At 51.2% G+C, this 21931-nt stretch carries 23 protein-coding genes; 15 read left to right on the top strand and 8 right to left on the bottom strand.

What is annotated here, in order from left to right; translation table 11 throughout:
* Positions 1-204 precede the first annotated feature (204 nt).
* Entirely contained in the window at positions 205-450 is a 246-nt protein-coding gene (locus tag AC5JLP_RS20680) for a hypothetical protein (protein ID WP_496069837.1), read from the top strand.
* Positions 451-475: 25 nt separating this feature from the next.
* On the opposite strand, the gene AC5JLP_RS20685 is transcribed toward AC5JLP_RS20680, so the two are convergent.
* From AC5JLP_RS20685 to AC5JLP_RS20700, 4 genes are all read right to left on the bottom strand, one after another.
* Positions 476-1201: a TIGR04283 family arsenosugar biosynthesis glycosyltransferase gene (locus AC5JLP_RS20685; RefSeq protein WP_496069838.1), complete on the bottom strand. Its 726-nt coding sequence runs from the start codon at positions 1199-1201 to the stop codon at positions 476-478.
* Between the two features lie 200 nt (positions 1202-1401).
* Positions 1402-3120, bottom strand: coding sequence for a PhnE/PtxC family ABC transporter permease (locus AC5JLP_RS20690; RefSeq protein WP_496069839.1), 1719 nt, complete (start codon positions 3118-3120; stop codon positions 1402-1404).
* Positions 3117-3872: a phosphonate ABC transporter ATP-binding protein gene (locus AC5JLP_RS20695; RefSeq protein WP_496069840.1), complete on the bottom strand. Its 756-nt coding sequence runs from the start codon at positions 3870-3872 to the stop codon at positions 3117-3119. Before AC5JLP_RS20695 ends, AC5JLP_RS20690 begins: the two co-directional genes overlap by 4 nt.
* Positions 3873-3874: 2 nt before the next feature.
* Positions 3875-4807, bottom strand: a complete 933-nt coding sequence (locus AC5JLP_RS20700) for a putative selenate ABC transporter substrate-binding protein (protein WP_496069841.1) — start codon at positions 4805-4807, stop codon at positions 3875-3877.
* Positions 4808-5459: 652 nt separating this feature from the next.
* On the opposite strand from AC5JLP_RS20700, the gene AC5JLP_RS20705 reads away from it, so the two are divergent.
* The 5 genes from AC5JLP_RS20705 (at position 5460) to AC5JLP_RS20725 (ending at position 8003) form a co-directional block, all read left to right on the top strand.
* Positions 5460-6410: a DUF4365 domain-containing protein gene (locus tag AC5JLP_RS20705; protein WP_496069842.1), complete on the top strand. Its 951-nt coding sequence runs from the start codon at positions 5460-5462 to the stop codon at positions 6408-6410.
* Between the two features lie 193 nt (positions 6411-6603).
* Positions 6604-6849 (top strand): type II toxin-antitoxin system RelN family antitoxin, encoded by a 246-nt coding sequence (locus tag AC5JLP_RS20710; protein WP_496069843.1) that lies wholly within the window; start codon positions 6604-6606, stop codon positions 6847-6849.
* Between the two features lie 73 nt (positions 6850-6922).
* Complete coding sequence (locus AC5JLP_RS20715) at positions 6923-7150, top strand: antitoxin (protein ID WP_496069844.1); 228 nt, start codon at positions 6923-6925, stop codon at positions 7148-7150.
* Complete coding sequence (vapC, locus tag AC5JLP_RS20720) at positions 7151-7552, top strand: type II toxin-antitoxin system tRNA(fMet)-specific endonuclease VapC (RefSeq protein WP_496069845.1); 402 nt, start codon at positions 7151-7153, stop codon at positions 7550-7552. It abuts the gene before it with no gap.
* Positions 7553-7601: 49 nt separating this feature from the next.
* A complete protein-coding gene (locus tag AC5JLP_RS20725; protein WP_496069846.1) occupies positions 7602-8003 on the top strand; it encodes a PPC domain-containing DNA-binding protein in 402 nt (133 codons plus the stop codon).
* A gap of 21 nt (positions 8004-8024) precedes the next feature.
* On the opposite strand, the gene mnmH is transcribed toward AC5JLP_RS20725, so the two are convergent.
* The 4 genes from mnmH to rnhA all read right to left on the bottom strand — a co-directional run bounded on the left by mnmH (position 8025) and on the right by rnhA (position 12742).
* A complete protein-coding gene (gene mnmH / locus AC5JLP_RS20730) occupies positions 8025-9125 on the bottom strand; it encodes a tRNA 2-selenouridine(34) synthase MnmH (protein ID WP_496069847.1) in 1101 nt (366 codons plus the stop codon).
* Between the two features lie 143 nt (positions 9126-9268).
* Positions 9269-11563: a selenide, water dikinase SelD gene (selD, locus tag AC5JLP_RS20735; RefSeq protein ID WP_496069848.1), complete on the bottom strand. Its 2295-nt coding sequence runs from the start codon at positions 11561-11563 to the stop codon at positions 9269-9271.
* 179 nt (positions 11564-11742) lie between these two features.
* Positions 11743-12021, bottom strand: coding sequence for a hypothetical protein (locus AC5JLP_RS20740; RefSeq protein WP_496069849.1), 279 nt, complete (start codon positions 12019-12021; stop codon positions 11743-11745).
* 238 nt (positions 12022-12259) lie between these two features.
* Positions 12260-12742: a ribonuclease HI gene (gene rnhA, locus AC5JLP_RS20745; protein WP_496069850.1), complete on the bottom strand. Its 483-nt coding sequence runs from the start codon at positions 12740-12742 to the stop codon at positions 12260-12262.
* 380 nt (positions 12743-13122) lie between these two features.
* Here rnhA and AC5JLP_RS20750 point away from each other — a divergent pair, with 380 nt between their 5' ends.
* The 9 genes from AC5JLP_RS20750 (at position 13123) to AC5JLP_RS20790 (ending at position 21785) form a co-directional block, all read left to right on the top strand.
* Entirely contained in the window at positions 13123-13932 is an 810-nt protein-coding gene (locus tag AC5JLP_RS20750) for a fatty acid desaturase (RefSeq protein ID WP_496069851.1), read from the top strand.
* 57 nt (positions 13933-13989) lie between these two features.
* A complete protein-coding gene (locus AC5JLP_RS20755) occupies positions 13990-14790 on the top strand; it encodes an ABC transporter permease (protein ID WP_496069852.1) in 801 nt (266 codons plus the stop codon).
* Positions 14791-14795: 5 nt separating this feature from the next.
* Entirely contained in the window at positions 14796-15737 is a 942-nt protein-coding gene (locus tag AC5JLP_RS20760) for an ABC transporter ATP-binding protein (RefSeq protein ID WP_496069853.1), read from the top strand.
* A 112-nt stretch (positions 15738-15849) separates the two neighbouring features.
* Entirely contained in the window at positions 15850-17865 is a 2016-nt protein-coding gene (locus AC5JLP_RS20765) for a DNA polymerase III subunit gamma/tau (RefSeq protein ID WP_496069854.1), read from the top strand.
* Between the two features lie 255 nt (positions 17866-18120).
* The gene (locus AC5JLP_RS20770) at positions 18121-19389 is read left to right on the top strand and encodes a glycoside hydrolase family 10-like protein (RefSeq protein ID WP_496069855.1); all 1269 of its coding nucleotides are present in this window, start codon (positions 18121-18123) and stop codon (positions 19387-19389) included.
* An 87-nt stretch (positions 19390-19476) separates the two neighbouring features.
* Complete coding sequence (locus tag AC5JLP_RS20775) at positions 19477-19893, top strand: hypothetical protein (RefSeq protein WP_496069856.1); 417 nt, start codon at positions 19477-19479, stop codon at positions 19891-19893.
* The gene (locus AC5JLP_RS20780; RefSeq protein WP_496069857.1) at positions 19890-21104 is read left to right on the top strand and encodes an NRAMP family divalent metal transporter; all 1215 of its coding nucleotides are present in this window, start codon (positions 19890-19892) and stop codon (positions 21102-21104) included. The genes AC5JLP_RS20775 and AC5JLP_RS20780 overlap by 4 nt, the downstream gene beginning before the upstream one ends.
* A 1-nt stretch (position 21105) precedes the next feature.
* Positions 21106-21465: a hypothetical protein gene (locus AC5JLP_RS20785; protein WP_496069858.1), complete on the top strand. Its 360-nt coding sequence runs from the start codon at positions 21106-21108 to the stop codon at positions 21463-21465.
* A complete protein-coding gene (locus AC5JLP_RS20790; RefSeq protein ID WP_496069859.1) occupies positions 21465-21785 on the top strand; it encodes a hypothetical protein in 321 nt (106 codons plus the stop codon). Before AC5JLP_RS20785 ends, AC5JLP_RS20790 begins: the two co-directional genes overlap by 1 nt.
* The last annotated feature ends 146 nt before the right edge of the window (positions 21786-21931 follow it).

The raw sequence follows: 21931 nt of genomic DNA on the forward strand, positions 1-21931 counted from the left end.
ACGCAGCTTCTTCCAGCTTAATTTGCTCTCGTTGAGGTAACAAAAGAGGGATTACATTCTATTTTGCGCGCACGAAACCAGTCATGAGCTTGGATAACATCGTTACCCTCCGCAGGGATATTAAAAATAGCAACAATCAAATGCTCCTTTTTTCGTCGGGTTAGCACGAGCCGCTATAATCCAACCATTTCTGACGAGGGCATCATGCAACAGTTCCTCTCAGCATCAGTAGGGGGCGAAATGACCTGGATGCAGCCTCCCGGCGCGTCCCAAGACGATCCGCTGATTCTGTGGTTAAAGCCGCGATCGGCCTTACGCTGGCAACCATACACCCAGTTTCCAGCGCTCATGCAGCTAGAGACAACCGGAGACATCCAACAGTCTAAAGGGCTAACAACGATGCAGTTTCTTAAAACGCGAGGGTGGATCATGGTTGCCCCACCGAAGTAAGGGCTGCTCACAGTTGCAGTCATGTTTACCGGGCGACCCGCTTTCCCCAACTGCGATACCAGACTGCCAAGCGTGCTGGAGCAACACCCATCAGATACCCCAGGATGATGCACTGATTGATCAGCGTTGTGCGGAAAACATGGAGCTTCTGCCAACGGCGATCAGACGTTAGTACCGTACCCGGCGAAATGGCAATGCGTCCGCGCTGCTTTAACCGCCGCACCAGCTCAAAATCCTCCATGATAGGCAAGGGTGGAAAGCCACCGATCGCGCGAAAGGTATGGGCTGACATAAAAATCGCCTGATCACCATAGGGCATCTGACAGAGGCGCGATCGTATATGCACACCCCATTCCACCCAACGTAGCCCTGGAGTGGTGCCATCAATGGCTAGCTCGAACGCCCCAGCGATGACCTTCGGCGGCCTCAACGTTTGCCGCACCAATTGATCAAAACCATCGGGAAGACAGGTATCTGCGTGCAGAAACAGTAAAATATTGCCTTCAGCCATCGCTGCACCCAAATTCATCTGATGGGCACGTCCCGGCACAGGTGAACAAATAACGTTGGCTCCCCAGAACTCTGCCACGCTGATTGTGTTATCCAAACTGCCACCGTCTACTACAATCACATCTACAAGCGGGATGGTTTGCAGTGCTTTTAATGTTCGAGGCAGGTTTTTGGCTTCATTCAACGTGGGAATAATGATGGAAATGGATCGATCGACGTTAGGCATCAATGGCTGATTCATCGGCTTCTTTATAGCAGTACGCTCATTGGTTAGGACACACAGTAACGGTCGAACCATTGATGGACAAGGCTTTCCCTTCTGCCCTCTGCCTTCTGCCTTCTGCTATACCAACGTTCTGAAATCGTTGAATCATGTTTTTGATCAGTCATTCATGATCTGTAGGGGCGTTACATGTAACGCCCCTACGGACGGAAACAGCGCTACCGCAGCGATCGCCGTACTTTAGCACTGATGGCATCAACGAGAAACGTCAACAGTAGGAAGCCGCCCAGCGTCACAATCGTGCCGCGATAATCAAAGCTGCTCAATTGCTCCGTTAGTAAGCGTCCCAAGCCACCCGCACCGACTAAACCCACAATTACCGTTTCTCGCATACAGACTTCCCAACGATACAGGTCATACGCCAGAAAGCGAGGCAAACTCAGCGGCAGTACGCCATAGAAAAAGACCAGCGAACCGGGTGTGCCCTGGGCTTTCAGTGCTTCTAAGGGACGAGTATCGAGATTCTCGATCGTCTCCGCTTTCAAGCGACCGAGAATGCCCAGGTTATGAATGCCAAGCGCGATCGCGCCCGGTAGAATGCCTGGAAACATGACAAACAGCGCCACCAGTGCCCAAATAGGAGCAGGAATGGCACGTGCTATCAGCAACATCACTCGTGAAAGTAGAAAGAAACTAAACGCAAACCATCGCTTTGCCTGATGACCTGGATTCAGCACACCTCCTGGCAGCAAGACATTGGAGGCGGATGGAAACGCCAGCAGCATACCGCCTAGACCCGCCAGCGCGATCGCCAGAATAGACATCGCCACCGTTTCCAGTGAGAGCGGTAAGAGTTGGGGTAGCAGACTCCAATCGGGTGGTAGGGACGATCGTGCCAGCTCTCTCAGAAGCTGCTGCGTTCGGCTTGCCCAGAGTTTGCTGTAGTCAGGATGGATCGACCAGAACGAAAAGACAATCAACCCTAAAAGTGTCAGACCAATGAGGTTTTTCTGAACTCTGGTGGTTTGTTGGGATGGTTGGGTGCTGGCAACTGATCGACGTTGCGATCGTCTGGCTGGCGATCGTTGAGCCGATGGCAAATTCAATTCCAAACGATTTGCACAGTTTAAATAACGGCGCAACCGGGCACTGCCAAAATCCACCAGGCCATTCAAGCAAAAGAGCGCGTAGAAAAACGTCCAAAGCTGCTCGTATTGCAGCGATTGCAGGCTGAGCAAAATCTGGTAGCCCAGGCCACCCGCCCCGATGATGCCCAGCACTGCTGCTGATCGAATGGAACACTCAAACCGATAAAAGGCGTAGGACACCAAATTGAGACTTGCTAGCGGTAACAAGGCATAGCAGAAGGCGATCGGCGCAGGCACACCACTGTTCAATAACGCCTGTAAGGGCTGTCGGGGCGTTTCATCCAAAATCTCAGCAAACACTTTGGCGGTGATGGCTCCAAAGGGAATCGCGATCGCCAGAATTGCAGTCAGTGGATCTAAGCCCCAAAGGTTGATGAAGAACAGTCCCCAGATGAGTTCGTGAATCGCGCGGGGAATCGCTAAAAGAAACCGGATGCCGTACCACCCGGAAGCCGCCCGCCGCTGACGGTGCGAGAACACAGACTCCCACCACACTTCTGATACCAGGATGCCTCCGATCGCGCCCAGAACCAGACTGAACAATGTGCCACACACTGCATAAGCGAATGTTGTCACCATTGCGCTAAGCGTCACCTGGAGCAAGTTCTGACTGAGATCGGGATGGACTGCCGCCTGGAGAAATTGCCAGAACTGAGGAAACCCATCCACATTCACCAAATCGCGGCGAAACAGTCCGGCAGCCAGGAGTGAAAGGACGATCGCTCCCAACCCCACCAGTCCCCATCCCAGAGGTGCAGTTAAGAAGGGTTGACGCGGTAGGGCTGTCATAACGATGGCTCTAGCCGATATAAGGCATCAAACATCTCGCTCGTCACCGCTTCGGTTGGAGCATCAAACACGATCTGTCCCTGTCGCAGCCCAATCAACCGCTGACAGTAGTGACGCGCCATTGCCACATCATGCAAACTCACAATCAACGTTTGTCCGGTTTGCTCACCCAGCGATCGCAGCAGCGCCATCACTTCTCGGCTGCGCTCCGGGTCAAGACTCGCGATCGGTTCATCTGCCAGAATTGCCAACGGGTTTTGCACCAGCACCCGCGCAATCGCCACTCGCTGTTGTTCCCCACCAGAAAGGCGATCGGTGCGAGCATACAGCTTATCGGGAATGCCCACCTGAGCCAACGCCTTCGCAGCCGTCTCGACTTCCAACGGCACCAGCAAGGACAGCAATGCTTTGGGCAATGACCAACGTCCCAAATGTCCCGCATTGACGTTATGGATAACCCGCAAGGTATCAATGAGATGGAACTGCTGATAAATGGTGCCAAACTGCCGCTGTACTTGCCGTAAGCGTCGTGGGGACTGATTGAGGTTGCAGCCCAACGCCCAGACCTCCCCTTCTGTGGGAGAAAGCGTCCCGTTGAGCAATCGTAAGAGCGTGCTTTTGCCTGCGCCACTGGAGCCAACCAGCGCAACGCATTCGCCAGGATACAGTTGCAGGCAAACATCCGACAGAGCCAGACACTCTCCAAAACGCCGGGAAACGTGCTTCAGCTCAAACAGTGGCGCGATCGTCATAGTTACTTAATCTTGCCAATTTCTCGTCCCACCTGCTCAATTTGGGCGTAATTAGAGTTTTGAGTGGGCACAAACTTTGTGGCATTAAACAAGTCAAGAATCTCCTTCTGCTCTGGCACAGCGGGATTAAGCTTGAGCAGTGCCGATCGCACTTTCTCCTCAAAGTCGGCCCCAAACTGCTGCTTCACGGCAGGATTGATCACCCAGTGGTAATCATAGTAAGCCGGAGTGCGCCAGATGGCTTCCACTTTGCTGGTATCCACCTTGCCCTCTTTTAAGCGGCTCAGCCACACTTTCTCATTCAGCACGCCTGCATCGTAAGAGCCTGCCTGCACCAGCTTTAGCGTCGCATCGTGGTTTTTGGAAAAGCCCACCTCTCCCTTAAAGTCGGTCAGCTTGATGTTTGCCTGTTGCAAGAAATATTGAGGCATCAACCGTCCAGAGGTCGAAGATTCACTGCCAAAGGTGAACGTTTTGCCCTTCAGCGCCGTTAACCCTTTCTCATCTGTAATAGGAGCCAGTCCACTCTTTTTATTGGCAATAAAAATGCTGTGGAAGTTAGAATCCACTTCTCGTTGCGCGATCGCCTCTGCACCAGGAACCTGAAGCCGCGCCTGCACACCCGTCAGTCCGCCAAACCACACCATCTCCAGATCACCCACTTTGAACGCTGTAACCGCTGCGGTGTAGTCCGTAACAGGCTTATAAGCAACAGGAACCTTCAATTCGTTCTGCAAGTAGGTGGATAGCCTGGTATAAAGCCGCTGAAGCTGCTCTGGATCTTGATCGGGAATGGCACCGATCGTAAACACTGCTTTCGTTGCCGCCTCTTTAGTCGCTTCAGGCGCATTTGCCGCTGGAGGCTGGGGTGAACAGGCAACACCTAAACCTGATAGTAGTACAGCAGCAAGGGCGATCGGCCAATTACGTTTCATAATCCTTGTTCAACATCTCAACACACCCTGACATCGTAAACCCCAATGGTTCTTTGAGATGCACAAGTCAGGAAGCAGCCGTTACAGAAAGCTGGCTAATGGTGGTTGAAACGTGTAGAAGCGTCTCAAAACGCAGTCCAAGCTTAAACTGATTGCCTAGCCCTATATCGTGTTTGGGTTCCCGAACATCATGTTTAAGTACCCGAACATCATATTTAAGTACCCGAACATCATATTTAAGTACTCGAATATCGTATTTAAGTACCTGAACATCGTGTTTGAGTACCTGAACATCGTGTTTGAGTACCTGAACATCGTGTTTGAGTACCCAAACATCGCGTTTGGGTTCCTAAACACCGTAGTTTAGTACTCACATGTTGTATTGAGGTTCCTGATCGTGAGCGCTGGCATCTTAGCGAGTAACTCAATGCTTACTGGCATTAGCGATCGTGCTGTGGCATGAGCGATTGTATAGACAGGCTGTGAGGGGAAAGACACGGAAGCTTTCGGGTTATTCACTCAAATCAGGGAGATATACGGAAACTTTCCATACAATCAATTGTTAGGCAGCTAAAATTAACCTTACTGCTCATGTCTGTTTACTTCCTTAAATAGCTGTTGGGTTAAGATTGAGAAAATCTCTAGTGCCGTGATGACCAAGTTACCCAAACGTTCTAAATCTCAAAAGATGGGGATGAGTGCTGCTGATCTCCTCAGTTCTGTTTTTGTCGAGTTTTACAACGTTATTCCTGTCCCTCAAGATAGAGACCTCGGTATCGACTTCATCTGTGAAATCATGCGGGAAGAACACCCAACTGGGAAATTATTCAATATTCAATGTAAAGGGAAAGATGAAGCCAAAGTAGAAGGTGATTCAATCATAGTTCCCATCAAAGTCACGACTCTCAATTATTGGCTCCTTCAACCAAACCCAACATTCTTAATTGTTGTTGACAGCAAAAATAGTTTATTTTACTGGTCTTTTCCTCAAGACTTTCTCGGTTCACTCAATAAAAATTGGCAAGAACAGAAGACAGTATCAATTCTAGTTCCTGTTCAAAATTGGTTCGAGCAAGATATAGATAGCTTGCCCACTCAACTGGTTTCAATAGTTAATTCACATGCATCAGCTACTCCTCGAAATGGCGATTATCTCGGAACATTAACACTTGGAGATGCCATAAATAGGGCTGCTGACTATGGATTGCATGTTCTGAGAGCACCCTTTCATCGTCCTTTTCAGTATATGGGAATGTCTATTGCAGATGCGGCAAGCGCGGTTGGCAGTCAACCCAATAAAGTTGGCAATATCATTATTGAGTCTAATCAAGCCCATATGCTGTTAGAGGCAGAAGGAAATTTCGTGAATTATGTAGATATTGAACTGAAAAAGACTGCACCTTGGAGTCAGAGCCGCCCGTTTGATTCTGCGGCAATTTTAGGAGTACTTAGTACTAATTCAGCTGAGTTGGAACTAGTCCGTAAACAGACGCACTTTCACACCTACTATGACCGTAAGAGAAGATTAAAGGTTGGCGTATCTTGTCAATATGAAGGCGCATCGCTGTCTGTAGGATTTAGCGGCAAGTATTACGGGGCTTGAAGGAGTAATAAAAGCAATTCTGTTTTGTCGTATTGCATTCCAAGCAGTTCAGATTGTTTGCTCCAGGTTGGGAGATAGCATTGTCTAACAATCCCGTTGCACACCGACCGTTTAGAGTCTCTTCGTCGAGTTGGACAAATTAGTAGCTTAAAGGCTTTAAATTGATTTATTTTGAATTTCTTGAAAGGGCAAAATGAAAGCACTCAAAGTTATGGCAACCATTGATGAACAGGGGCAACTGACGTTAGATCATCCTCTGTTAACAGATAAAAACAGTCGTGTTGAAGTCATTGTCTTGATTCCAGAATCATCAGAAGCCGAAGAAGAAGAACAATCTAAATCAGCACTGCTGCATGACTTTCGGCAAGCTTGGCACGAAGCGATGACTGGGCAAACGATTCCCGTTGTTCAGCTATGGAAAGGGCTTGAGAGTGACTAATCCACCCTTCATCCAAGTTAAATCGCCACCATATTCAATCGAAACCTTCGCACTGAAGTAGAGGATATACATCATGAACACAGCTAAAATTAGCACCGATGGCACTCATCAGATTGTGATATTACCTGACGACTTCAAAATAGCGGGCACCGAGGTCTACATTAAAAAAGTCGGTAATGCGATCGTGCTTATCGCCAAGGATAATCCCTGGCAATCACTCTTCGAGAGCTTGGATCACTTTTCCGATGATTTTATGGCTGACAGAGATCAGCCGTCCCTCGATCAGCGAGAGGCTTTTTAGATGCAATACTTATTAGATACTAATATTTGTATCTATTTGATTAAGCAGAAGCCACCTAAAGTATTGGCACGCTTTCAAAGCCTTAACCTATCAGATATTGGCATTTCGTCTATTACCATAGCGGAATTAGAATACGGCGTCTGCAAGAGTCAGCAGCAGGAAAAGAATCGCAATGCCTTAATGCAATTTTTAGTGCCGCTAGATGTTGTCGAATTTGGTCAAGCTGCTGCAACGATTTATGGCTTGGTAAGAAGTGACTTGGAAAGACAAGGACTTGTCATTGGTTCAATGGACATGCTGATTGCCGCCCATGCGTTGAGCCTTGGAGTTACTCTCGTCAGTAATAACGTTCGAGAGCTTTCGCGCGTTACTAATCTACTTTTAGAAAATTGGGTAGAGTGAGCTAGCAAGATGCGTTTATGAAAATCAACTCATTCAAAAGTACGATCGCATGAACATTTTTGCTTTACGACTTTATCCCAATCAGGATTTGAAGCAAGCGCTAACAGAATTTGTTGTGGCGAAGCAAATTCAGGCGGGGTTTATTTTGTCGGCGATCGGGAGCTTGCAAAAAGCCACCATTCGCTTTGCCAACCAGCCAACGAGTGACATATTCGACGAGAAGTTTGAAATCATCGCGTTGAATGGAACGCTCTCGGTGCATGGGAGTCATTTGCATGTAGCGATCGCCGATCAGACAGGTCGTATGACAGGTGGACATCTCACTGAGGGCTGCATCATTTACACCACTGCCGAAATTGTCATTGGCGAAAATCCCAACCTTACTTTTGTACGCACGCCAGACCAACAAACTGGTTTTCTAGAGTTAGAAATTAGAGAACGTGCTGTATGAATTCTGGTGAGCGGTCAGCTATCAGCGGTCAGCGGTCAGCATTGGACTGAAATTTTGCGAAGGATACACACGTAAAGCATCTGGTAATCGTGTGCTTTGTTGATTGGCTAGCTGGCGCGATCGCTCCACTAAGGTTTTCGCAACCTCAATATCTGTTAATCCTGTTACATCGATCGAGTCAATGCCAACCTGTCGTCGTTTGAGATCGTAGCGATAGGCTTTGTCGTAATAGTCCAACACCAGATCCACAGCTGCAGCTAGATTACCCTGTTGGATACAATCGACTGCCTGCTGGGTACGATCGCCACCAAGCCGCTTCTTCAAACGTACCGTCGCTTCTAGTAGCGCTTCAGGCTCAACCGCACCATAATCCTCCAGCAGCAGATGAATGCGTTCTTCCCGCGATCGCTCAACCTGCAACACAGGAGCCGCAACCATCTGTTGAAACAGATCATCTGGTACACGACACGAGCCAATCATACGGCTTTCGGCTTCAATCCAGATGGGACGATCGCGGCTTAGCTGGCTCCATTCTATTGCAATGAGGTTTTCAAACTGTTCCGTGCTGGGTTGCGGTGGCAAACCAAGATTGCCATAGCTGCTGCCCCGATGGTTCGCTAGATGCTCCAGATCCAAAATCTGTTCTCCCTGCGCCTTTAAAGCATTCAGGATGAGAGTTTTGCCTGTCCCTGTCATGCCGCCCAAAGTCACGATCGGCTTCGGTTCTGCCAGCACTGCATGCGCCCAGTGGCGAAACCCTTTGTAACCACGATCGAGCACCGTAACCTGAAAGCCTGCTGTTTCTAGTAACCATGCCATGCTGCCGCTACGCATCCCACCCCGCCAGCAATGCACCCGCACCACGCGATCGGGTGACAAGGTTTTGGCTTGCGTAACGAAAGATGTCAGCTTGGGACCGACGATCGACAGGCCCAGTTCCACCGCTTCATCTCGCCCTTGCTGTTTGTAGCAGGTGCCCACTTGCGCTCGTTCCTCATTGCTAAACAGGGGAAAGCTTATAGCGTCTCGGATGCGTCCATGCTCATGCTCAGCCGGACTTCGCACATCGAGAATCGCTCCGGGTGCGGCGAGGAAGTCGGCAATGGGTAAGGTTTGGGGCATGAGAAGGAGGACGGAGGCGGAGGGAAAGGGGGAGCAGGGGGCGTGGGGGGAGCAGGGGAATGGGGAGGAGCTATGAGCTACGTTGCTTCTGACTCCTTTCTGACTTCTGACTTTCAGCACCTACCAACTCAACAACCACTGCTCTAAGCGATCGTAATCGGTTTTGCCTGATCGCGCAGAGGCGTTGTGTGCCCGATGATAGCGCTATGTGTGTAGCCGAGTGCGCGAAGGGCCGTCAGACAGCGATCGCTCTCCTCAACAGGAACGGATGCAAGTAACCCACCTGATGTTTGAGGGTCGAACAGAAGTGGGAAAAAAGGATGGGCGTTGACCGCAGAGGCGTTGGCGATCGCTTGCATCGCGTGCAAATTTTGAGGTTGCAGAGAGCTTGTAATCCCTCGCCCAAGGGTCTCTAAGGCACCTTCCAAGAGAGGTATAGCGGCTAGGTTCAGCGTTACGGCGACATTAGAGGCTTGTACCATTTCCGTGAGATGACCGACTAAACCAAAGCCAGTGACATCCGTGCAGGCAGTGGCGCAATGCTCCAGCAGACAAGTTGCCGCCCGCTGGTTGGATTGCTGCATGGAGGCGATCGCGCCATCTAGCCAACGTCCTTTCGCTTTAAGCTGCATGTGAGCGGCAAAGAGCGTGCCTGTGCCGATCGCCTTCGTTAAGATCAACGCTTGTCCTGGCTTCATGCCACATTTGCGAAGCAGGCGATCGGGCTGTGCCAACCCATTACACGACAGCCCAAACGCCAGTTCTGCGCCTTCGGTTGTGTGTCCGCCAATCAGCACCGCCTGCGCCTGATTGAGCACCGACATCGCGCCCGAAAGAAGCTGATACAGGGTTTCTTCCACGTTTGCCGGCTGGGCATAGGGAATAGTGGCGATCGCCAGCACACTCTGAGGTTGGGCACCCATCGCAAACAGATCGCTCAAGGCATGGTTCGCGCTAATCTGTCCAAACACAAACGGGTCATTCAATAGCGCTGGAAAGTAGTCGATCGTCTGCACCATGACCGATCCTGCCGGAACCTGTACTACAGCCGCGTCATCAGAAGCCTCCAAGCCAATGAGAATATCCGATCGTGTACGACTTCCGTTTTCCTTCTGCACCCGCTGCAACGCACGTGACAAAATACTGCTGCCAACCTTCGCCCCACACCCCGCACAGCGCATCGCCGGAGCATCCTGAACCAGAGTTCTGAACGACGTTGAGGCATCGACCGCAGTCTCTTGCTGATCGCTGACCGCTGGCCGCTGACTGCTTTCTTTCATCTGCGGCAACTCACTAAACCGCTGCATAAACGCCCGATCGATCCAGTCTTTCCAACGCCACAGCAACGGTGATTGCCAGCCAAACGAACCGCGAACCGCGATCGCTTCACCATCGCCGGTACCAATCAAGCTGAGGTATTGTGCTTGCGGTCGAAAGGTTTTCAAGGGCTTGTTCTGCACAGCGCGTCGTAGATTGTTGACCAGGGGCTTCCCCTGACGTACGGCAAATACACCTGCCTTTGGGCGCGGGTGATTGAGCATCGTTGCCGTGTCGCCTGCTGCAAAGACATTGGGATGAGAGAGCGATCGCAGCGTGTCATCCACCAACACGAAGCCATCTTCATCCACAGCTAACCCGGCTTTTGCCAACCAATCAGGAGCCGCTGCCTGCGTCACCCAAAAGATGTAATCGCAAGCAACTGTCACCGACGCACCAATGACCTGATGCGGCTGAACAGATTGCACAGGCTCCTGTAAGTGGATCTGGATGCCACGCTGAGCCAGCAACTTGTGAAAACGATCGCGCACCCAACGGTTTTGGGTCGGTAACAACGTCGCCTCTTTCTGAAAAAGATGGACGGTCAGATTCGTGAGAGGCTGTTGCGCCGCCTTCAAAATTTGCTGAAGGCGATGTTGCATCGTCAGCGCCAGTTCTACACCACCCGCACCGCCACCCACAATGCCGATCGTCCTAGCTTTTTCAGGGGTTCGCGTCACGTCAAGCACCACCTGATCCCAACGCTCTAGAAATTGGCGGACGGGCTTCGCTGGAATAATGGCCTCTCGATCGCCCATCAAAGCAGGCAGCTTCGGCGTACTGCCAATATTGATCGACAAGAGATCAAAGGCAACAGGCGGACGATTGGCACAGAGAACACGATTTTGGGCTAAATCTAAGCCGATCGCGCGATCAATATAAAACTGTGCGCCCGCGAACTGAGCCAGTCGACGCAAATCCATATGGCACTCTTCTCGACTGTAGAAGCCTGCGACGTGCCCCGGCAGCATTCCCGAATAGGCGGTATCAGAGGCTTCCGTCAACAGCGTGATCCGGACTCCTGGCATCGGCTTCATACCAAACATCCGCAGCGCGATCGCATGCGAATGCCCACCACCCAGCAACACCACATCGTTGAAAATTGGCTGCGATTGCTTCATGCGTCAAAGAGGAGCGGAGGAGTTAGACCGATAGGGGAGCGGGGGAAGCGGAAGGGGCAGGGAACGACGAGGGAAGCGAAGGGGGCAAAAGAGAGCCCTAAAGAAGGCAAGACTAGGCAAGATCTGTTTGCTCTCCCCTGCTCCCCTAGCTCCCCCTGCCTCCCCTGTCCCGCCTTCCTCTAATCTACCCGCTCTAACTGCCAGAGAATCTGATTCCCTTCCCGCCGCACGCGAGACACAACCCAATTGCGCCAAACCCAATGATCGCCGCGACTGGTGACAGCGCTGGCGTTCACATCCATGAGATCGGCTAACTCAGAGCTGGTAATCAAGTAGCCTTTACTGGAGATCTCATCGGCGAAATGTAGAGTGTCTACCAGATCACGCAGTTGCGCGACTCTAACTTCGCGCGGCAAGTTGTCGATCGCATCCGTTTGGGAGTGAGAAGAAACATCCATCTTGGAATTCACTACCTGTAGATACTGCTTTTATTCTGTTTCAAATAAAACTTTATGGTTAAAGCTGTAACGAGTGAAGAAACACACGCTTAAGCATTTAGACTTAGACCCTTACCTTGAGATATTGCAACGAATTTAGAGGGTTTGTACAAAACCGTTAGGGTAAGATACAAGCCTTTACAAAAATTAACCAGTTTGCGCAAAGATACTTAACAAACTTGCATTTGTTCAGACTGCGTTATGGCAAGGAGAGCTGTTTTAAGTTAGGCATCTTACCGATCGAGAAAGCACGAGCGATCGCGTCACACCGTTCGTTCCCTACGTTGCCAGTATGTCCGCGCACGTAACGCCACTGAACGTTGGGCGAGTTTAGCGCATCCATTTGTTGCCACAGGTCAGGATTCAGCACAGCCTTACCTGTCGAAGTCTTCCAGCCTTTTTTCTTCCAACCGTGAATCCATTGGGTAATGCCGTTTTTGACGTACTCGCTATCGGTATACAGCTCGATCGAGTCTGTATACCCCGTGTCTTTCAGAAACTGGAGTGCTGCGATCGCCGCCTGCATTTCCATCTGGTTATTGGTTGTATGTGCCTTGGCTCCACCCATTTCGTGTACCGAGCCATCCGCAAAGTAGACAACCGTTCCCCATCCACCGGGACCAGGATTGCCTGAGCAAGCGCCATCGGTATAAATCGATTGGATTTTTAAGCGATCAACCATCAGTCATCTGACCAGAAACGGACTATTCAGGTTACCATACGGACGATCGCGTAAAGAATCGTCTCATTATTTTGGCTTGATAATCGCTGGCATGGAGTTATTTGGTTTCACATTGAAATCTTCTGAAAAGGGCATTGGATCATTGAACGCTAGGTTCAACACATCTTGCTTTTCAGGATGACCTCTGGCTTAGTCTGCATAGGTTTATTCACTCCATGTCTCGATCGTAGGGCAATCATTTTGTCACTAGTGGCAAGGGTGATAGAGCAAAAGTAGGTGCGGTTGCTTTTTGTGTGCAATCGACCGCATAACACTTGCTTGCTCAAGGATTGCCCCTGCTATCTGGAGATTGAGAGCAATTTAGTTATGGAAACGGCATCGTGCTGGATAGAGAAAGACGCATTCACGCAGAATCAGGCTTGACACAACTTGACCATCATTGGCATCTATCAGGACAAGCAACGTCACTTACGCTTACGGGAAGCCAGAAGTATCAGGGGTTGGCGATCGCTGGCGGCATCATCGGGCTATGGCTCATCAGCCTGGTGAGTTTGCTCACGTCAGGTCAATCGCTGCCGATCGTCTGGATGGCGCTGGCGATCTTAAGTCAAACGTTCCTCTACACAGGGCTGTTTATCACGGCGCATGATGCCATGCATGAATGTGTCATACCCCAACATCCAAGGGTAAATCACACGATCGGGTTTTTAGCGCTGCTGCTCTACGGCTTTTTACCGTATTACAAGTTACGCACCGCCCACTGGCAGCATCATCAATATCCAGCAAGCGATCGCGACCCTGACTATCACAATGGCAAGCATACGCACGGGTTGTTCTGGTACGTCCGCTTTATGGTTCGTTATTGGGGTTGGTGGCAGTGCATTGGCATCACGGCAGCGTATCATTTTATGCATCGAGTGCTGGCTGTTTCGGAGCTAAATCTAGTCGTGTTTTGGGCCATACCAGCGCTTTTGAGTTCCCTGCAACTATTCTACTTCGGCACCTTCCTGGCGCATCGTGAACCCGCAACGGGGTATCAAAATGCAGCTCGTGCCAATAGCATCTACCGTCCAGTCCTTTGGTCATTTTTAACCTGTTACCATTTTGGCTACCACAACGAACACCATGAGCATCCGCATGTGCCTTGGTGGGGGTTGCCTGCGATCGTGCAAATACAGTCCACGCAATAAGCGTTCAGCGATCAGCCATTCTTCCTCCTCTGCTCCCTCTGCCTGCCCTGCCCCTTTATGCAACAATCCATCACACGACAATTCAGGCGCGACTGGCTGGGAACCGTTGCGATCGCCCAGCGCATTTTGCTGGAACTGTGGCGACGCAAGGTGAGTCTGGTTTGTTGGACGGTGTTTCCAGCCTCGATTTTGATTGTGAATGGCTTAATTTTGACGGAGCGTGGACGCTTATCCACTGGAGTCGCCTTTGCTCAATCGGTGCCACCCTGCTTAGTGGGAACAGCGCTGTTTTTTAGCTGCCTGGGTGGTAGCATTGCGACGATCGTGGCAGAGCGTGAGCAGCGGACGCTAAAGCAACTCCTGATTTCGCCGCTGCGAGGGATGGCTTACTTCCTGGGTATCTTTCTGGCGTATGGGGCGATCGGGGTTGGTCAAACGCTGCTGGTGTATGCGATCGCGGCGTTCACTGGCTCTGAATTTAAGGGGTCACTTTCTCTAAGTGTGCTAATTATTGGGTTGAGCATGATGGCGTATGTGGGCACTGGGTTTTGCATTGGCGCAAAGTTGGCTCGCCGCACGGAGGATGTGAATGCCTTGATCGCCGCGCTGGGTGTGCCATTATTGCTGCTGAGTGGAGCGTTCATCCCCATCAATTTTTTCCCTGAAGCATTGCGAAACATTGCCCGCTACAACCCGATTTATCACATGATCGAGGCACTGGCAGCCGCGTCTGTAGAGGGTTTCAAAATAACTGAAGTTGCGCCTCATCTCTGGTTTTTGGTCGGTTTTACGGGCTTGATGGTTCTGACTGGTTGGGTCGCGTACCGTCAGATGCTAAACAGTGAGAGGAGATCGTAGGGTTCATGCTGCACATTCAAAATCTTTACAAGTCCTATGGCGATCGCACTGTTTTACGAGACCTGAACCTGAGCATCGCTCCCGGTGAAATCTACGGGCTGTTAGGGCCGAACGGCGCAGGCAAAACCACGACCATTCGCATTCTTTGCAGCTTACTAACTGCCGATCGTGGAAACGTGACGCTTTCAGGTCAACCCCTTTCAGACGCAACGAAACCGCTCATTGGTCTCGTGCCGCAAGAAAACTTGCAATATGCCAGCCTGACCTGCGCCGAAAATCTCGATTTTTTTGCACGGCTCTATGGTCGATCGCGCCAGCAGCGAAAGGAACAGGTGTCTGCATGCCTGGATGCCGTTGGCTTGCTGCCCCGTGCCAACAGTCCCGCCGAGACCTTGAGTGGGGGCATGAGACGTCGCCTTAGCTTAGCGATCGCACTGGTGCATCATCCCAAACTTCTGATTCTGGACGAGCCGACTACAGGGTTAGACATTGAAGCCCGCATTGACCTCTGGAGGTTGATCCGGCAGTTGCAAAGTCAGGGCATGACGATCCTCCTCACAACGCATTTGCTGGATGAAGCCGAGCGCTTGTGCGATCGCCTGGGCATTCTCAAGCAAGGATGCCTGCTGGCAGAAGGAAGTCTCGCAGAACTGCGTCAATGCATTACGGCACAAGAAATTGTTATCGTGCGCACGACTGCTGAAGCGGAGGCAATCGCCCGTGCAGAGACACTCGGCTTTCCCTACCGTCGCTACGGCGATGACCTTGCTTTTTGGCTCCCCCAAACTCTGGAAATGAAGGCCATTATTGATCGCTTTGATGGCATTCCGTTGGAGTCGATCGCCCGTCAACCTGTACGTCTGGAGCATATTTACGATGAAGTGCTGCGGGGAGCGGCAAATGAGCGATCGCGAGATGCACCGAAACCGCTTGAAGCGATCAGTTAATTTAGACCTCCGAGTTCTTACAGAAAACTCGGAGGTCTGGTTTGAGAGAAATAGTTCATACGTTCGCATCATCTGTCGCTTACGCTAGAGAGCAGGGATTTGCTGTAGATCGATGACCTATCAACCGCTTCATCACAAATATCGTCCACAAAGCTTTAGCGATTTGGTCGGGCAGGAGGCGATCGCCACCACGCTGACAAACGCTCTACAGCAGCGGCGGATTGCACCTGCCTATCTGTTTACGGGTGCGCGTGGTACAGGCAAAACCTCCAGCGCGCGCATTTTGGCAAAGTCGCTGAATTGTTTGAAGTCCGATGTGCCGACTGCTCAACCGTGTGGGACATGCGAGGTGTGTCAGGCAATCGCCAAAGGTGCCGCGTTGGATGTCATTGAAATCGACGCTGCCAGCAATACAGGCGTTGACAATATTCGCGAACTGATTGAGCGATCGCAATTTGCACCCGTCCAGTGCCGCTACAAAGTGTATGTGGTGGATGAGTGCCATATGCTCAGTACCGCCGCGTTTAATGCCTTGCTGAAGACGCTGGAAGAGCCGCCCGATCGCGTAGTCTTTGTACTGGCAACGACCGATCCTCAACGGGTGCTGCCGACCATTATTTCGCGCTGTCAGCGGTTTGACTTTCGGCGCATTCCCTTAGAAGCAAGCGTCAAGCATCTCCGGTTGATCGCTACCAAAGAGGCCATCAACATCACCGATGATGCCATCATGCTCATCGCCCAACTCTCTCAAGGTGGCATGCGCGATGCCGAAAGCCTGCTGGATCAATTGAGTTTGTTGGCGGGTGAGGTCTCTGTCGATAAAGTGTGGGATCTGGTGGGATCGGTGCCAGAGCGCGATTTAATGTCTTTGCTGGAAGCGATCGCGCAAGACAACCCTGAGACCTTGCTCGATAGCGTTCGGCGACTCATGGATCGGGGGCGCGAACCGCTGATCGTCCTGCAAAACCTCGCCAGCTTCTACCGAGATCTACTCATCGCCAAGACAGCACCCGCTCGGAACGATCTGGTGACGCTAACCCCTCCCACTTGGGCGACGCTCTGCAACTTTGCCCAAACCCTAGATCTGCAAACCATTCTGGCAGGACAACAACAACTCCGTCGCAGTGAAGACCAGATTAAAAGTACGACCCAACCACGGCTCTGGTTGGAAGTGACGTTAATGGGATTGTTGCCTTCAGCGGTTAGCAGTCAGGCAGGAGGCACAAGGCCAAAGGCAGAAGGCAGTTCAATGAGGGAGACCGATGCGGTGGTAAGTCTTCCTGTTCAGGCGGTAAAGCCTCCACAAGTAAAAGCGATCACACCAGTCATTCCCGTCGAGCCAGCAGAGGTGAAGGCGATCGCAGAGCCAGTCCGTTCTGTAGAGCCAGTCGCAGTTCAGGCCAACGGAGCTAGCCAACCAGCTAGGGATGCGAGCAGTGATCTTAGTCAAACCTGGCAGGAAATTTTGAGCCACATTGACCTGAAGGGCACTCGCGCCATGCTGAGTGTGAATTGTCACCTACTCAACCAGAACGACCAGGAGATTCTGGTGGGTGTGAAAGCTCAAAGTATGCTCAAAATGATTACGGGCATGATCCCGCAGCTTGAGAAAGCCGCTGCTAAAGCGTTTAAGGCAAAAATTAAAGTTGACCTCCAGGTAACAGAGCCAACCCTTCAAGCGGTACAAACGCCACCAGAAGCGAGTGATCGCTCATCCTTACTCAAAAATGAGTTGAGCGATCGTGCGATCAATCCACCAGCCTTTGATGCAAACCAAGACTCAAGGGCTGAGCCTGCAATCACACCCATATCCCCCAGCAACGCACAACCTCACCCAAATTCTCAGGCCCCTTCAACGCCCAAACAATCATCCTCCAACCACGCGACAGAGGCAGCAGCGGATTATTATTCTGCGCCTGATCAGTGGCAACAAGAAGACGAAGTAACCCGCGCAGCGAAACAACTAGCTGACTTCTTCGGCGGCAGAGTGGTCGATCTCAGCGACAGTGATACTATCGCAGAAGCCCCCAAACTGGCGGAAATCGACGCAGCCAGCCTCAAACATAAAGCAGCAGAAGCTTTGCCAGAAACAGACTATGAACCGGATGAAGATGATGTACCGTTTTAACGGATTTTCTTGAAGTGGCGCTGTATAGAATTGCAAGTCTAAGCTCGACTGTATCCAAACGCTATAACCCTTAAGTGGAGCCAGCTGTGGCATATCAAATTCTCTCTGAACTTTTCTTGATATCAGGTTAACCGCTGGAAATCTGAAAAAGTTTCGGCTCCATCTGCGACCCAGACACCGCCAAGAATGGGAATTTTTTAACATGGATAAAGTCGAGCTTAGAAACCTCATTTCTCAGCTCTTTAAAGTCACTTCATGATGCGTAAATTTATTCAACAGTTAGACCGATCGCTCCACCAGGCCAGGCAATTTGTACGGAGTCGCAAACATCAAGCCTTGATGCTGTTGGTAGGGAGTCTGGTGCTGCTGGCAAGTGTGTCCCTTCCAATGACCGCGCAGTCTGCTTCTCAAGCGATCGCCCCTCGTCAAGAGATTCGTGGCGTTTGGTTGACCAACGTGGATAGTGCCGTGTTGTTCAAGGCGACGGTGCTTCAAGATGCTGTGCAGCAACTCGCGCGATTGAACTTCAATACGCTGTACCCCGCTGTCTGGAACTGGGGCTACACGACCTATCCTAGTGCGGTCGCAAAGCAGGCGATCGGGGCTGCGGTTGATCCACGCCCGATCGGATTAGAAGGGCGCGATTCACTGGCAGAACTCGTGCAGCAGGCGCATCAAAAGAGCATCGCAGTGCTGCCCTGGTTTGAGTTTGGCTTTATGGCACCTGAAGATTCGGCGTTAGCGATTCGGCATCCCGATTGGTTAACGCAGCAGCAAGACGGTACGCAAGTTTGGCAGGAGGGCATTTATCCTCGTGTGTGGCTCAACCCGTTTAAGCCCGAAGTGCAGCAGTTCATTCAAACGCTCATTCTGGAACTGGTCAACCAGTACGATATTGACGGCATTCAGCTTGACGACCATTTTGGATTGCCCTACCAGTTTGGCTATGACGATTACACCGTGCAGCTTTACAAGCGTGAGCACCAGGGTAAAGCGCCACCGAGCAATTCCAAAGATCCTGCCTGGATTCGTTGGCGGGCCGATAAGATTACCCGTTTCACTACGCAACTTTTTCGAGCGATCAAAGCGCGGAAAAATAACGTTTTGCTGTCACTGTCACCCAACAACTATGACTTTTCTTACAACTACTCTCTGCAAGACTGGCGAGACTGGCGGCAGCAGGGCTTGATCGAAGAACTGGTCCTTCAGGTGTATAGCAATGATCTGCAAGCGTTTACGGCACAACTGAAAACACCGGAACTTCAGACAGCACGGCAACATATTCCCACCGCGATCGGTATTTTGACCGGACTCAAAAAGCGTCCCGTCTCCATGAAGCAAGTCCGAGAGCAGCTACAGGTAGTACGACAGCAACGGTTTGCAGGGGTGTCGTTCTTCTTCTACGAGACGCTATGGCATTTAGCGGCTGAACCAGAAGCCGATCGCAAAGCGGCATTTCAAGCCCTGTTTCCATCGCTTGCTAGCCGACCCAACGTGATGGAAGGGTGGGTCTCCCCTCGTTAAAGTCTCTCCAGTGGTATACAAACTAACCGTTCTAACATGCGGAAATAAGGATAGGGGAGCTTCGTTTATCAGAAGCGATCGTCAGCCATGAACCGAATTCGGGCATTGAGTCCGTTGTTGCTTTTCGTGCCAATTGCGTGTAGCCAGCAGTCATCAAGTGAGGTCTTGAGCCAACATTTGAAGACGGTGCATTCTTGGACGGCGACTGCGCAGATGGTGGCAGAATCTTGGACACAAGGGTCTGTGCCTCAACGCTACGCTAAACAAACGTTAGAGAAGACGCAGCAAGAGATTGCTAAAGAAACAGAGTCACTGTTCAACGAGTTGCCGCAAACTCGATCGCAGTTCGCGCCATCCCTACAGCAATTGCAACAGACCATTCAACAACTGTCGATCGCAGTAGAGCAATCAGAAAAAGCCGCGATCGCAGCCCCCTTGAAGCAACTGATCATCGAAGAACAACAGCTTCAAACCCTGATCAGAGCGCAGGGAACATCACCATGAACAAGGCTCTGGAAATTGCGCTGGGGATTGCAACCAGCATTGGCGGTTTTTTAGATGTGGGCGCGATCGCAACGGCAGCCGAAGCGGGTTCGATCTTCGGCTTTGAACTCGTTTGGGCAGTCGTTCTGGGCACCATTTGCGTCATTTTTTTAGTCGAGATGTCGGGTCGGTTAGCGGCAATTAGCAAACACACGTTGGCCGATGCTGTGCGGGAGCGGTTTGGCTTCAACTTCTATATCCTGCCGCTGTTGGCTGAAGTCGTCGTCGATTTTTTGGTACTAGGTGCAGAAATTGGCGGGGTTTGTATTGCCTTTCAACTGCTCACTGGCATTAGCTTTCAGTGGTGGGCGCTACCCGTTGCCTTTGCTATCTGGTTGCTGCTATGGAAAGGCAACTTCAGCGTGATTGAAAATGGGGTGTCTCTACTCGGCTTAGTGACGCTGGTGTTTGTGGTTGCAATGGTGATGCTTAAAGCCCCGATCGCACCGATCATCGTTGGACTGAAACCGACGCTTCCCGCTCAAGATAGCCCCCACTACCTGTTCATTGCGGTAAGCATCCTGGGCGCAATCATCAGCCCCTACCTGTTCTATTTCTACTCATCCGGCGCGGTCGAAGACAAATGGGATGAAGGTTATTTGGGCGTGAATCGCATTGTTGCCAGTGCAGGTATGGGTTTTGGCAGTGTGGTTTCGCTCGGTGTACTCATCGTTGCTGCTGTGGTGCTAAATCCCAGAGGTGTTCAGGTGGATAGTTATGAGCAGGCGGCGCTCATGCTGACGCAGCCATTTGGCTACTGGGGTTTCATTCTCTTTGCGGCCTCGCTGGGCATTGCTTGCTTTGGCGCGGCGCTAGAAGTCACGCTCGACACGGCTTATATCGTGGCGCAAGCCTTTGGGTGGAATTGGGGCGAAAACCTGCATCCCAAAGAGGCAGCCCGGTTCAGCATGGTTTACACCGTGTTTGTGTTGCTTGCCTCCCTATTGATGGTGTTTGGTATCGACCCCTTACAGCTCACACTGTTTTCGATGGCGCTTACAGCCGTGATTTTGCCGATCGTGATGGTGCCCTTTCTGGTTTTAATGAACGACGAAAGCTACATCGGGCAATATCGTAATGGCTGGATCAGCAACAGCGCGGTGATTTTTATTATTGGACTAGCGTTTGTGCTGGCGATCGTCGCCATTCCGCTGGAAGTGATAGGAGGTTGAGATGGACGTGATTCGGGATGTGTTGGATAACCAACTGGTCGATCGCAACCAGCGCAAGATGGGCAAAGTAGACGGCATTGTGATTGAACTGCGAGACGGTCAACCACCCCGACTGGCGTACATCGAAACTGGAGCCACCACTCTCGCACGTCGCTTGCATCCCCGCTTAGAACGCTGGGTTGCGGCATGGCAAAGTAAATGGGGCGCAAAGCGATCGGAGCCGTTTCGCATTCCCTGGTCTAAGGTGCGCGACATTGGCATTGATGTCGAAGTTGATGTAGACGCAGACGAAACCGCCGCCCTTGCCTACGAGCAATGGTTGCGAGACAACGTGGTGAAGCACATTCCCGGAGGCCGTTAATGTCAACTAATGAACGACATCTAGAATTGCTCCTCGGTCGCTGTGTGTACGATATAGACGGCAAACGAGTGGGGCTGATTGAGGAAGTTCGCGCGAACCAAGAGGGCAGCGATTGGGTGGTTCAGGAATACCTTTTGGGCGCAACGGCAATTCTAGAGCGTTTATCCGCCTGGTCTTTGGGAATTGGTATTCTACGGTTGTTGGGCGCTCACAAACTTCAGGTCGGTTACCGGGTGCCGTGGGATCAGTTAGATTTATCGGACCTTAAGCACCTGCGCCTAAACTGCACGATCGACACGCTACAGGCATTGGACAAGTAGTCAGAACAATATCGTTCGGATTCCTTTTGCTGAAGCAGCTACTCCAGGTCGATCGCGACTTTGTTATGATCGAGAGGCAAAGCAAGTAGTACAAACGTTTTATCTAGGCGTTACACTAGCCATGCAGGGCGTATACTAAAGCTTGC

Source organism: Stenomitos rutilans, assembly GCF_059505485.1.